General features: G+C 51.5%; 9 protein-coding genes and 1 pseudogene. 7 read left to right on the top strand and 3 right to left on the bottom strand.

Translation table 11 applies throughout. The features are described from left to right. Positions 1-216: 216 nt before the first annotated feature. Both K1X45_RS03985 and K1X45_RS03980 read left to right on the top strand, forming a co-directional pair. A complete protein-coding gene (locus tag K1X45_RS03985) occupies positions 217-1,689 on the top strand; it encodes a DegQ family serine endoprotease (RefSeq protein WP_220159905.1) in 1,473 nt (490 codons plus the stop codon). Between the two features lie 101 nt (positions 1,690-1,790). Continuing rightward, a complete protein-coding gene (locus tag K1X45_RS03980) occupies positions 1,791-3,104 on the top strand; it encodes a replication-associated recombination protein A (protein WP_220159904.1) in 1,314 nt (437 codons plus the stop codon). Positions 3,105-3,168: 64 nt separating this feature from the next. Here the strand turns inward: K1X45_RS03980 and K1X45_RS03975 are convergent, their stop codons facing one another. Next, positions 3,169-4,965 (bottom strand): glucan ABC transporter ATP-binding protein/ permease, encoded by a 1,797-nt coding sequence (locus K1X45_RS03975; protein WP_022710967.1) that lies wholly within the window; start codon positions 4,963-4,965, stop codon positions 3,169-3,171. 507 nt (positions 4,966-5,472) lie between these two features. Between K1X45_RS03975 and K1X45_RS03970 the strand changes: the two genes are divergently transcribed. The 4 genes and pseudogenes from K1X45_RS03970 to K1X45_RS03955 all read left to right on the top strand — a co-directional run bounded on the left by K1X45_RS03970 (position 5,473) and on the right by K1X45_RS03955 (position 9,017). Further along, positions 5,473-6,456, top strand: coding sequence for an RluA family pseudouridine synthase (locus K1X45_RS03970; RefSeq protein WP_022710968.1), 984 nt, complete (start codon positions 5,473-5,475; stop codon positions 6,454-6,456). A 139-nt stretch (positions 6,457-6,595) separates the two neighbouring features. Then, positions 6,596-7,456, top strand: a pseudogene (locus K1X45_RS03965) (DMT family transporter); the annotation flags it as partial. Positions 7,457-7,521: 65 nt separating this feature from the next. Then, on the top strand, positions 7,522-8,175 hold the full coding sequence (locus K1X45_RS03960) for an HAD-IA family hydrolase (protein WP_220159902.1): 654 nt from the start codon (positions 7,522-7,524) through the stop codon (positions 8,173-8,175). A gap of 41 nt (positions 8,176-8,216) precedes the next feature. Then, on the top strand, positions 8,217-9,017 hold the full coding sequence (locus tag K1X45_RS03955; protein WP_220159901.1) for an ATP12 family chaperone protein: 801 nt from the start codon (positions 8,217-8,219) through the stop codon (positions 9,015-9,017). A 179-nt stretch (positions 9,018-9,196) separates the two neighbouring features. Here K1X45_RS03955 and glnA read toward each other — a convergent pair whose 3' ends face one another. Continuing rightward, complete coding sequence (glnA, locus tag K1X45_RS03950) at positions 9,197-10,606, bottom strand: type I glutamate--ammonia ligase (protein WP_022711540.1); 1,410 nt, start codon at positions 10,604-10,606, stop codon at positions 9,197-9,199. A gap of 66 nt (positions 10,607-10,672) precedes the next feature. Further along, positions 10,673-11,011 (bottom strand): P-II family nitrogen regulator, encoded by a 339-nt coding sequence (locus tag K1X45_RS03945; RefSeq protein ID WP_028233793.1) that lies wholly within the window; start codon positions 11,009-11,011, stop codon positions 10,673-10,675. A gap of 378 nt (positions 11,012-11,389) precedes the next feature. Between K1X45_RS03945 and K1X45_RS03940 the strand changes: the two genes are divergently transcribed. Continuing rightward, entirely contained in the window at positions 11,390-12,949 is a 1,560-nt protein-coding gene (locus K1X45_RS03940) for an NAD(P)H-hydrate dehydratase (protein WP_220159900.1), read from the top strand. Positions 12,950-13,017 lie beyond the last annotated feature (68 nt).

Below are 13,017 nucleotides of genomic sequence, written 5' to 3'. Positions count from 1 at the left end.
CCCGCGATGAGGGCTTATTATCCACTTTTGTCTATGTTTTCGGGTTTGCTATGATCCTGTATTCTTTTGAGAACAGGGATTTATGTAAAATCGCTTCTAATGCACTGTTTTATTACAATAATTTAATTTTAGGTTTGTTGTCCGGCCTCTTTTCCGTCTGGTTTTGAAGCCTATATTCATCCTAATCAGTCGGTTTCCGAAAAGTGGGATACAAGTATGGCTTCACATCTGCAGAATGATCCGGTCAATAAATCGGGGCGCTTAGGTAAAATTTACAAGGCCGGTCTGGCTGTTTTACTCACCGGCGTTATTGCAGCGGGAACGATTTCTGTGTTTGCGCCTGCCGTGAGCACACCTGCAATTGCTGAGAAACAGGTGCCGCAGTCCCATAGCGACATTCAGCTTTCCTACGCGCCTTTGGTGAAGTCGACTTCCGGTGCGGTTGTGAATGTCTATGCCGGACGCAAAGTGCAGCAGCGCTCGCCATTTGCCGGTGATCCGTTCTTTGAACAGTTTTTCGGTGGGCAGATGCGTCCGAATAAGCCACGTTTGGAGCAGTCGCTGGGTTCTGGTGTGATCGTAGACAGTTCCGGTCTGATCGTGACCAATAATCACGTTATTGACGGTGCGGATGATATTAAAGTCGCGCTGGCTGATGGCCGTGAATTCTCATCAAAGCTGTTGCTCAATGATGTGACAACGGATCTGGCGATTCTGAAGATTGATGCCAAAGAAGAGCTGCCAACCATTAAGCTTGCTGATTCCGACAAGGTTGAGGTTGGTGATCTGGTGCTGGCAATCGGTAATCCGTTCGGTGTCGGGCAGACCGTGACCAGCGGTATTGTTTCTGCGCAGTCACGTACACAGGTTGGTGTCTCGGATTTCGACTTCTTCATTCAGACCGATGCCGCAATTAATCCGGGTAATTCCGGCGGTGCGCTGATTGATATGAACGGCAATCTGATTGGTATCAACACGGCGATTTATTCGCGCAGCGGCGGTTCTGTCGGTATCGGCTTTGCTATTCCGTCGAATATGGTTTCAGCTGTTGTGAAATCGGCTGAAAGCGGCAGTGACACGTTTGAGCGCCCTTATGTTGGTGCAACTTTTCAGGCGATTACGCCGGATATTGCTGCCGGTCTTGGCCTGAAACAGCCTTCCGGTGCGCTGATTACTGATCTGGCTGAAAAAAGCCCTGCGGCAGAAGCCGGTATCAAAGTCGGTGATGTGATTACCGCGATTGACGGTGTGAAGGTCGATAATCCGGATGCGCTGGCCTATCGCGTATCCACTGCCGGTATTGGCAAGACAGTGCAGATGACTGTGCTGAATGACGGTAAATCCCGTGAGGTTGCTGTGACGCTTGCTCAGCCGCCAAAAGAAGCGCCTGCACGGGAAGTCACAGGTCGTAATCCGCTGGCTGGTGCGCAGGTGCAGAATATTACACCGGAACTGGCACGCAAATCCGGCCTCGCACCGACAACACGCGGTGTGGTTATCAGCGGTGTAAAAAACAACACGCCTGCACAGGCAATGAATTTGAAGGCTGGTGACATTGTGCGCGGCGTGAATGGTACAGCCATTGCCAATGTCGACGATCTGCTGGCTGTGCTTTCTGCCGGACGCAGTGCATTATGGCGTTTGGATATTGAGCGCGATGGTGTAATTTACCGTCAGTTTGTTCGCTGATTTTTATCACAAGCGGTCGAGGGGAAACCTCATTTTCTAAAACCGCTTGTGCATGATTGAAACGGGGAGGCCGGTTTGCGAAAGCAATCCGGCCTGTTGCTATGAGTGATTTATTTTCATCTGCTGTTGATCCTTTAGCTGATCGTAACCGTCCGTTGGCGGATCGTTTGCGTCCGCGAGACTTGAGCGAAGTCACAGGACAGGAGCATCTGACCGGTGAGCAGGGCATTCTCTCGCGTATGATTGCTTCCGGCAGCCTCGGCTCAATGATCTTCTGGGGCCCTCCCGGAACCGGCAAGACCACGATAGCGCGATTGCTGGCTGGTCATACGGATTTGGCCTTTGAGCAGATCTCGGCAATTTTCTCCGGTGTTGCTGATCTTAAAAAGGTTTTTGAAACGGCACGGGCGCGGCGCATGTCGGGTCGTCAGACATTGCTGTTTGTCGACGAGATACATCGCTTCAACCGTGCTCAGCAGGATAGTTTTCTGCCTGTGATGGAAGACGGTACGGTTGTGCTGATCGGTGCGACGACGGAGAACCCGTCATTTGAGCTCAATGCCGCTCTTCTGTCACGTGCGCGGGTGCTGACCTTCAAGCCGCATGATGAAAGTAGCATCACCACATTGCTCGCCAGAGCCGAAGAGGTGGAGCAGAAGCCTTTGCCGCTGGATGCGGATGCCCGTGCCAGTCTGGTGCGTATGGCGGATGGTGATGGCCGTGCGGCGCTTACGCTCGCCGAGGAAGTCTGGCGTGCGGCAAGGCCGGAAGAAGTGTTTACCGCCGAACAATTGCAGGACATCGTTCAGCGCCGTGCGCCGGTCTATGACAAAGGGCAGGACGGGCACTATAATCTGATCTCGGCACTGCATAAATCTGTACGTGGTTCTGATCCTGATGCGGCACTTTATTATCTCAGCCGGATGTTTGATGCCGGTGAAGATCCGCTCTATCTGGGGCGGCGTTTGGTACGTATGGCGGTGGAGGATATCGGCCTTGCCGATCCGCAGGCGCTTGTCATCTGTAATGCTGCCAAGGATGCCTATGATTATCTGGGCTCGCCGGAAGGGGAGCTGGCGCTGGCGCAGGCTTGCGTCTATCTGGCAACCGCACCAAAATCCAACGGTGTTTATATGGCCTATAAAGCCGCCAGACGCGCTGCCAAAGAAAACGGCTCTCTGCTGCCGCCGAAACACATTCTCAATGCGCCTACCAAGCTGATGCGCGATGAAGGCTATAATGAAGGCTACCGCTACGATCATGATGAGCCGGATGCGTTTTCAGGTCAGGATTATTTCCCTGAAAAAATGGGGCGTCAGCAATATTATAATCCGCCGGAGCGTGGCTTTGAACGGGAAATCCGTAAGCGCCTCGATTATTGGGCGAAACTACGGATTGAACGCAATCAAAAATAATATCATATAATACAATAAAACCCGGTGGTTAGCCGGGTTTTATCATTTTTAGATTCATAGCTGTTTATGCGGAAGCCTTTGACGGAAAGCGTGTGACATTGCTGTTTTCGTCAATGTCATTTGTCAGGTCTGCTTCTTCGGCCATCAGGCCGCCTGCACGCAGCAGAGAGGCGAAACGACCGCCTTTGGCTGCCAGCTCATTGAAGCTGCCGCTTTCAATGATATGACCTTTATCAAGGAACAGCACCAGATCGGCATTGCGGACAGTCGAAAGACGGTGCGCGATGATGAAGGTTGTGCGGTCAGAGCTCAGATCATCAATAGCCTGTTTGACCATGCCTTCGGTTTCTACGTCGAGCGCAGAAGTAGCCTCATCAAGCACCAGAATTGGTGCATCTTTGAGGATAGCACGGGCAATCGCCAGACGCTGACGCTCACCACCCGAAAGCTGCGATCCGCGCTCACCGGCAACCGTGTCATAGCCTTCGCTTTTTGCGAGAATGAACTCATGAGCAGCGGCAGCTTTGGCAGCGGCATGCACTTCTTCATTGGTCGCACCTTCCGCACCGATACGAATATTATCCTCAATCGAGCGGTTGAACATACCGGCATCCTGAAACACGGTTGCCATGGCTTTGCGCAGCGATGAACGGCTGACATTGCGGGTATCTGTGCCGTCAATGCTGATATGACCGGCCACAGGATCATAAACGCGCTGCAGCAAATTAATCAGTGTGGTTTTACCGGCACCTGTCGGGCCGACAATCGCCACGGTCTGACCGGCTTTCGCGGTAAAGGAAATATCATAGACGCCCTGACCGGAATTGCGGAATTCATAGGTCACTTTGTCGAAAACGACTTCACCCTGCACATTTTTCAGATCATTGGCAGCTTGTGGTTCTTCATGCACAGCCACTGCATCTTCCATCGCGAAGAATTCTTCGAGTTTTGCGCGTGAAGAGGCGGTCTGGTTGATGAAGTTACTGATCTGGTCGAGACGACCGATCATCAGCTGGGCAAAACCGATAAAGGTAATCACTTCACCGACGCGCAGCTGGCCTTTGGAAACCAGATAGGCACCGATCAGCAGCACGATCACCATGGAAATGGTGGAAGCCATACGGTTCAGACCGCTGGCCAGCGCCCACCAGTTCAGCACCGGACGCTGGGTTTTTTCCAGAGTTGCCGCGTAATCACGCAGGGCAGAGGCTTCCGCATTGATGCGGTTATAGCTCTGCAATACGGAAATATTACTGATTGTATCGCTGATATGTTCAAACACTTTGTGATGGTGGCGCTCAACCGCAGCCTGACCATCTTTGGTTTTCTGAATAACCAGCTGGCCGATCATTACATAAATTGCACCGAGAACCATCAGTACCAGTGTCAGGCGCGCATCCATGCTGAGCGCGGTCGGGATCAGCACAGCCAGCGCTACAATGGTGGTGAGGTGGTTGCGCATGAATTCCAGCCACAGCGTGAACAGCGTGTCTGTTGCACGGATCAGCGTGTGCAATGCATTGGAAGTGCCGCGCTGCTGATGCCATGCCAGTGGCATGGTGATGATGCCTTCGTAAGATTTGGTCAGAACGCCGAGACGGCGCTTATGCGCCAGCCGGTCAGCGCCGCGGGCGACCAGCACTACAGCGATAATGTTGAACACACCGAGACCTGCCCACAGAGCGAGGGTCGGGATAATCACGGTCTTTTGCGAAATCGCATCAATGACCCGACCGAACAGCACAGGTTCAAAAATGGTGATCACGCCAAGCGCAATATTCGCCAGCACGATAAGCGCTGTCGCTGTTCTCTCGGCTGAGAGATATTGCAGGGATCTCCAGTAAACGCGCACAATAGACACGGGCCACTCCGGTATAATGTCTGACCGAATTATATCCGCCAGTCAGATTGCGGTCAGAAAAACAAATGTTTAGCGGCAGCGGGAACATGATCCTGATTGCCTGAAACTGCAATGGAAATTGGTGTTCATAAGTGGCAATTTAAGTGCGAAACCGACCATAAATTACAACGGATTGTAACCTGCTGTGATAGTTTTATGTAACATGCTGATAATGCATGATTTTATAGAATGTTCAGAAAGTTTAATGGATTTAAATATTCGGTGAGAATCCGGTGCCAGAGAGCTTATTCTTAAGTGTTTTTACGCTTTGCGGTTACAGACGGGGACAGGTCGCCTTTAAGCATGAGTCCTTGCAGAAAACATGTTCTGAACAGTTCCTGTGTCATCTAATGTTTCCATTTGGCTGCGAAATGCTCTAGGAGCATATTTCAGAGTATATTGGCTGCACGGAAGACATTGCATTTGTCGCCGTGATTGTGCCCCGAATTTTAGCGGAATAAACAGAATATGGCTGGCGTAGAACTTAAAACTGTAGATGCAGACGAAACAGGCATGCGCCTTGATCGCTGGTTCAAAGTGCATTTTCCGGGCTTGGGCTTCGGGCATTTGCAAAAGCTGCTGCGCTCCGGCCAGATCCGTGTGGATGGCGGGCGGGTGAAAGCTGACAGCCGTTTGCAGGCAGGGCAGTCCGTGCGTGTTCCGCCGCTGGGTCTTGATGAAAAAGAAGACAACACGCCGCTGACCGGCAAGACCATCCGCAATCAGGGCGATGGTGATGTTCTCAAAAAAATGCTGATTTTTGAGAATGAGAAGGTCTATGTGTTCAATAAACCATCCGGTCTGGCCGTGCAGGGCGGTTCCGGTGTGGTGCGCAGTGTCGATTCGATGCTGGAAGCATGGCGCAATAAAAAAGGCGAAAAGCCGCGTCTGGTGCACCGTCTCGACCGCGATACATCGGGCGTTCTGGTCGTGGCGAAAACCCGTGGTGCCGCACAGGCGCTGACCAAGGCTTTCCGTGAGCGCGACACCAAGAAAACCTATTGGGCTCTGGTGAAGGGCGTACCGCGCAAGCGCGAGAACAAAATCTCCACATGGCTGGTAAAAGACAGCACACCGGATGGCGACCGTATGCGCGTTTGCCAGCATGGTGAACCGGATTCCGATCACGCTGTATCGTTCTACCGCGTGCTGGAAACAGCCGGTCAGAACCTGTCCTGGCTGGAAATGGAGCCTTATACCGGCCGTACCCACCAGTTGCGCGTACATGCGCAGTATCTTGGTCATCCGATTATTGGCGATCCGAAATATTTTGAAGCTGATATCAACTGGGATTTCCCGGGCGGTGTGCAGAACCGCCTGCATCTTCATGCGCGCCGTATCCGCATTCCTAATCCGGGCGGTGGTATGATTGATGTTTCTGCGCCATTGCCGCCGCATATGGTGCAGTCATGGAACCTGCTTGGTTTCGATGCAGATGCGGAACAGGACTGATAGTTGATTGTATGTTCCGCCGCATAACAGGCCGGAATGTGTTTGAAGCGGGGATGAAATGGGCAGGGCAGCAGGGAGCGCGGCGTCGGCAACAGGACGGCTGGTGACAGGTTATGAGCGCCGCGCGACGATAGATACAATGGGCGTGGCGCTGATGCTGTTTATCTGCGTCAGCTGGGGGATGAATCAGGTTGCCATTAAAATCGGCAATCAGGGTTTCAATCCGATGTATATGGCGGCTGCGCGCTCTTTCGTTGGCGGCTTTCTCGTTTTTCTCTGGTGCCGTTTTCGCGGTATTGCCCTGTTTGAAAAAGACAAAACGCTTATTCCCGGTCTGGTGATTGGGCTATTGTTCGGTCTGGAATTCGTTCTGATTTTTGCAGGGCTGGATTTTACCAGTGCCGGACGCTCCACGCTGATGATGAATACTATGCCGTTCTGGGTGGCAATCGGTGCGCATTTTCTGCTGGGCGAGCGGATGCGGGTACTCACCGTCGTCGGAATGATTGTTGCATTCGGCGGTGTGGTGCTGGTTCTCTCGGATGAATTGTCGATGCCCGGCGAGAATGCGATTTACGGCGATATTCTCTGTCTGATTTCCAGCGTGTTCTGGGCGGCGACGACATTGGTTATCAAGAAGACACCGCTGAGCGACGCTGCACCGGAAAAAACCTTGCTCTATCAGTTGCTTATTGCGGCGATTGTACCTTTGCCTTTTGCGCCGATGCTGGGGGATGCGGTTCGTGATCCGACTATGCTGACCTATGCGGCTTTTGTGTTTCAGTCGGCCTTCATTGTCGCCTTTACCTATCCGCTGTGGTTCTGGATGATCCGCCGTTATCCTGCTTCAGCACTGTCGAATTTCGCATTGATGATCCCTGCCTTCGGGGTGATGCTGAGCGGATTGGTGCTGGGTGAGCCTATGAGCTGGAAGCTATTTGCAGCGTTGGGCCTGATCGCAGGCGGATTATTTATTGCCAATTATGCGCAGCGTATTGCTGTGCGCAAAGCAGCGCAGCAATTTGATACTGACTTGGCAAAAACTATGCAGGAAAAAGCCTCACTATGAAACTGGTGCTGTTTGATTGTGACGGAACGCTGGTGAATAGCGGCGGTGTTATTCATCGTTGTATGGTTGAAACCTTTGCCAATGCAGGTCTGCGCGTTCCTGAACTGAGCGAGACACAGGAAATTATCGGCCTGACCCTCAATCTGGCGATTTCGCAGATTTCCGGTATTCCTATGGGCGCTGAAATTGAGAACCTGACCGAGCAATATAAGCAGCAATTTCGTAAAATCCGGCTGGAGCATGATTTTGACGAGCCGCTTTATGACGGTATTGCCGAATTGATTGATGCTCTGGCTGCGCAGGATGATATTCTGTTGGGCATGGTGACAGGAAAATCCCGCCGTGGCGTGATCTCAGTGATGGAACGCCATGGTTTTGACCGGAATTTTCTTGTATCCCGCTGCGCAGATGATTGTCCGTCCAAGCCGCATCCGGCAATGGTGCTGGAATGTTGCCATGAGACGGGTTGCGATGTGTCGCAGACCTTTGTAATCGGTGACACGACTTACGATATGATGATGGCAGGCAGTGCCGGAGCCACAGCAATCGGTGTAAACTGGGGCTATCATAAGCCGGACAGATTAAGTGAAGCGGGTGCCGCAACTATATTGCATCATCCGTCGGATTTGTTGGGTCAGCTTGCCCGCTGAAGGCGTGGTGAGATTCTGAACCGAAATATTTAGGAAATAAAATGCGCAATATTCTTGAAGATATCGAACAGGCACGGCTCGATCACGAGGCGATGCTGTCTGATCCTGATCCGGTTATCCGCGCACAAAAGCAGATGCTGACGCCATTGCCGAAGCGTTTCTATAAAGACGTGACTGTCGGTGCCTATGAAGCCGGTGGTTTTGCCATATTGCTGGATGGCAAGCTGGTCAATACGCCGCTGCGAAACAAGCTGGTTCTGCCAACGGAAGCCGCTGCGCAGATCGTGGCAGAAGAATTTGCCCGTCAGGATACGCATATTAATCCGGCAGATATGCCGGCAACCCGTCTGGTCAATACGGCGATTGATGGTGTTGCTGCGGAAACGCAGGCGGTGCTGGAAGAAATTCTGCGCTTCGCCGGTACTGATCTGCTGTGCTATCGCGCAGACAGCCCGAAAGAACTGGTTGATCGCCAGCGTGAACATTGGGACCCGCTGCTTGATTGGGCGGCTACACTCGGTGCAAATTTCGAGGTTACAGAAGGCCTGATGCATGTGGCGCAGCCGCGCGAAGCACTGGCTGCTTTCGGCGCGCATCTGCGTATGGTTTCAGATCCTGTTGCGCTGGCTGCTCTGCATGTGATGACCACACTTTGCGGCTCGGCAATCACCGGTCTGGCATTGTTTGAGGGTGCCATTGATGTGGATACGGCATGGAAAGTCGCTCATGTCGATGAAGACTGGACGATTGAACAATGGGGCGAGGATGAAGAAGCACAGGCACGCCGTGCATGGCGGGAGCGGGAAATCCGTGCTGCTGATGCGCTGGTGCGTGCGCTCTAATTGACGCTGAAATTGATATGAATTTAAGCCGCGCCAGTTTGTCTGTCGCGGCTTTTTTTAAATCGATAAATGTAAAATAATCAGTATCTTACATGGATTATCTGGCCGTTAGATTCACTATTTGTCAGGCAAATAAAAAACCCCGCCAACGGCGGGGTTTCTTGTTTCGGGAGGATGTATCAGCAGGAGTAATACATATCGAATTCAACCGGATGCGGAGCCATTTCAAAGCGCATGACTTCCTGCATTTTCAGTTCAATGAAGCTGTCGATCTGGTCGTCGCTGAACACGTCGCCTGCTTTGAGGAAGGCGCGGTCTTTGTCGAGGCTCTGGAGGGCTTCACGCAGAGAACCGCAAACGGTAGGAATTTTTTTCAGTTCTTTAGCTGGCAGATCATAGAGATCTTTATCCATTGCCTGACCCGGATGGATCTTGTTCTTGATACCGTCAAGACCCGCCATCAGAATGGCAGCAAAGCAATAGTAAGGGTTTGCTGTCGGATCAGGGAAGCGGACTTCCAGACGCTTTGATTTTGGCGAATTGCCAAATGGAATACGGCAGGAAGCTGAACGGTTGCGGGCGGAATAGGCCAGCAGAACAGGCGCTTCATAGCCCGGAACCAGACGCTTATAAGAGTTGGTCGACGGGTTGGTGAAGGCATTCAGTGCTTTGGCGTGTTTGATTACGCCGCCGATGAAGAACAGGCAGCTTTCTGACAGGCCGGCATATTCATTACCTGCGAAAGTCGGCTTGCCGTCTTTCCAGATCGACACGTGAACATGCATACCCGAACCATTGTCACCGAAGATTGGCTTCGGCATGAAGGTTGCAGTCTTGCCATAGGCATTTGCAGTCTGGTGAACCACATATTTGAAGAGCTGCATCTTGTCGGCATTAGCGACGAGCGTGTCGAACTTCACACCGAGTTCGTGCTGAGCGGCTGCAACTTCATGGTGATGCTTTTCAACGGTTACACCCATTTCGGACAGAACTGTGAGCATTTCCGAGCGCATATCCTGACAGCTGTCGATTGGCGGTACAGGGAAATAACCGCCTTTAACGCGCGGACGGTGACCCATATTGCCGGTTTCGTAATCGGTGTCATCATTTGATGGCAGTTCGCTGGAATCCAGCTTGAAACCGGTGTTGTAAGGATCGTTTTTGTATTTCACATCATCGAAGATGAAGAATTCAGCTTCCGGGCCGATGAAAACAGTGTCGCCGATGCCAAGCGATTTCACATAGGCTTCTGCTTTTTTGGCAGTGCCGCGCGGATCGCGGTTGTAGTTTTCGCCGGTAACAGGATCGAGAATATCGCAAAGCAGAACCAGAGTGGACGCTGCAAAGAACGGATCCATGTGAGCGGAAGCCGGATCAGGCATCAGAACCATGTCGGATTCATTGATGGCTTTCCAGCCGCCGATGGAGGAGGCGTCGAACATAACGCCGTCGGTGAACATGTCTTCATCAACCATGCCCACATCCATAGTCACATGGTGCAGCTTGCCTTTAGGGTCAGTAAAACGCAGGTCAACGAATTTTACGTCGTTGTCAGAGATCAGTTTCAGAATGTCATGGGCGGTCGTCATATGCATTTTCCTATTGAACGACGTTAAACTGAGAAAATTTGTCCGGCAAAACCGGTGACTTACATATCAGATAGCATCAGGGCCGGTTTCGCCGGTACGGATGCGGATCACTTCTTCAACGCTGGAGATAAAGATTTTACCATCGCCGATACGGCCGGTTTGTGCGGCTTTGCGGATGGCTTCCACTGCTGCGTCCACTGCATCATCGGCAAGCACGACTTCGATTTTTACCTTTGGCAGAAAATCGACAACATATTCCGCGCCGCGATACAGTTCAGTATGGCCTTTTTGACGGCCGAAACCCTTGGCTTCCAGAACGGTGATACCTTGCAGGCCGACGTCCTGAAGTGCTTCTTTGACTTCATCAAGTTTGAAAGGCTTAATGATAGCTTCGATTTTTTTCATCAGAATGCTGCCTCCGTTTATTTCTGAGCCTTACATGGCCTTGAAATATCATAAGCATAAATCGTGCCAAAATCTGCGAATTTATAATCTGACGGGTAAAATTTTATAATTTTTTATGGGCAGGCAGAGCTTTAATTGGCAATTATTGATGCAGCTTGTTGAAATATTTGATTTATTTTCAAATTATGCCGAAAGGTGAAATTCACACGCGGCAAAAAATGTGCAGAAATTTCAGGCAAGGCTGCATATGTGTTGCCTTTGCATGAAAAAATGGCAGTGATAAATATGATTGCCGGATTTGAATTGCCTAAAATTTAGGCATTGTGCGTTTTAAATAAGCATGCGCGAAGCAATGAAGCATTCTTGCAGGAGCCTGATATGGAATTATTGACGCCGGAAGAGATGGGGCAGGCTGACCGGATTACCATTGCGGGTGGCACTGCAGGTTATCATCTGATGCAGTGCGCCGGTCAGGCGGAGCTTGAAGAGATTATCAGATTTTGGCCTGATGCCCGTTCTGTCGCTGTGCTCTGCGGCTCTGGTAATAATGGCGGCGATGGCTATGTCGTTGCAAAGCTATTGAAGGCGGCGGGCATATCTGTGGCTTGTTTTTATACGGAACAACCCAAAACGGACAGTGATGCTGCTCTTGCCTATGCTGACTATGTGTCTTCGGGTGGGCAGGTTCTGCCGCTTCATCATTTTATACCCGAAGATTATTCGTTGGTTGTGGATGCTTTGCTCGGTGCGGGGCTGGTGCGCGATGTAAGTGGGGAGCTGGCAACTTGTATCACAAGGCTGAACATGTCCGGTGTGGCTGTCTGTGCGATTGATCTGCCAAGCGGTGTATCAGGACTGGACGGGCAGGTTAAGGGTGTGGCTGTGCAGGCGCAGCATACGGCTACGTTTTTCCGCAAAAAGCCCGGACATTTATTGCAACCGGGACGTGAGTTATGCGGTGAAGTGCATGTCCGCGATATCGGCATTGAAAATACGGTATTCGAAACAATACCGGTCAGGCTTTATGAAAATCTGCCGGAGCTTTGGCGTGATGTTCTGCCTGTTGCACAGATCAATGCCCATAAATTCACACGTGGCCATGTCGGGGTGTTTTCCGGCGGGATGATGTCCACCGGCGCTGCACGTTTGAGTGCTTCTGCTGCTGCACGTACAGGAGCGGGGTTGGTGACAATGATTGCGCCGCCGGATGCATTGCCTATCCATGCCGCACATTTGACGGGCACAATGCTGTATCCGTTAGGTGAAACTGTAGATGTTCTGAATTTTATCAGAGCAAGAAAAGTCAAAGCTGCGGTTTTGGGACCTGCCTTTGGTGATTTGCCAAGGGCGCGGGAGCTGGTCTGTGCATTACTGGCGGATAGTGCAGATGAAGCCGGTTTGGAAGCACTGGTGCTGGATGCGGATGGCATCACAGCATTTAAAGATCAGCAGCAGTTGCTGTTTGCTGCTGCAGAACGATCAGGCTGTTCGCTGGTGCTGACACCGCATGAGGGAGAGTTTCAGCGGTTGTTCGGTGAATTGGTTACGGATAGTCAGAGTAAAGTTGAGAAAGCGCGGCTAGCTGCTCAGCTCAGCCATAGTGTGGTGATTTACAAAGGTGCGGATACGGTAATTGCCGCACCGGATGGCCGTGCTGCAATTAACAGCAACGGTAATGCATTACTGGCAACTGCCGGTTCCGGTGATGTGCTGACCGGTATTATCGCGGGGCTTTGTGCGCAGGGTATGCCGGTTTTTGAGGCTGCCTGTGCGGCGGTGTGGATACATGCGGAAACTGCAAATCGTTTTGCTGAGGAAGCACCGGTCGGTTTAATCGCCGAAGATATGCCCAACCTGATTGTAAAAGTATGGGCACGACTTGCGAAAAACGGCTTGCTCACAAATGACAGCATATCCATGAGAAATAGGAAGCGCTGAGATAAGGAAACCAGACCACAGAGCTGATTTTCCTTCCCGTATCATTCAATAAAAACGCCGCCTGTTTT

It is taken from the genome of Pseudochrobactrum sp. Wa41.01b-1, assembly GCF_019464455.1.
In the GTDB taxonomy this organism is placed as follows: domain Bacteria; phylum Pseudomonadota; class Alphaproteobacteria; order Rhizobiales; family Rhizobiaceae; genus Pseudochrobactrum; species Pseudochrobactrum saccharolyticum.
This window is presented reverse-complemented; position numbering and strand designations above follow the sequence as displayed.

Coding starts and splice junctions, on each gene's coding strand:
- K1X45_RS03955 (WP_220159901.1), top strand. CDS start 8,217: ATGCGCAATATTCTTGAAGATATCGAACAGGCACGGCTCGATCACGAG.
- K1X45_RS03980 (WP_220159904.1), top strand. CDS start 1,791: ATGAGTGATTTATTTTCATCTGCTGTTGATCCTTTAGCTGATCGTAAC.
- K1X45_RS03985 (WP_220159905.1), top strand. CDS start 217: ATGGCTTCACATCTGCAGAATGATCCGGTCAATAAATCGGGGCGCTTA.
- K1X45_RS03960 (WP_220159902.1), top strand. CDS start 7,522: ATGAAACTGGTGCTGTTTGATTGTGACGGAACGCTGGTGAATAGCGGC.
- K1X45_RS03970 (WP_022710968.1), top strand. CDS start 5,473: ATGGCTGGCGTAGAACTTAAAACTGTAGATGCAGACGAAACAGGCATG.
- K1X45_RS03940 (WP_220159900.1), top strand. CDS start 11,390: ATGGAATTATTGACGCCGGAAGAGATGGGGCAGGCTGACCGGATTACC.
- glnA (WP_022711540.1), bottom strand. CDS start 10,606: ATGACGACCGCCCATGACATTCTGAAACTGATCTCTGACAACGACGTA.
- K1X45_RS03945 (WP_028233793.1), bottom strand. CDS start 11,011: ATGAAAAAAATCGAAGCTATCATTAAGCCTTTCAAACTTGATGAAGTC.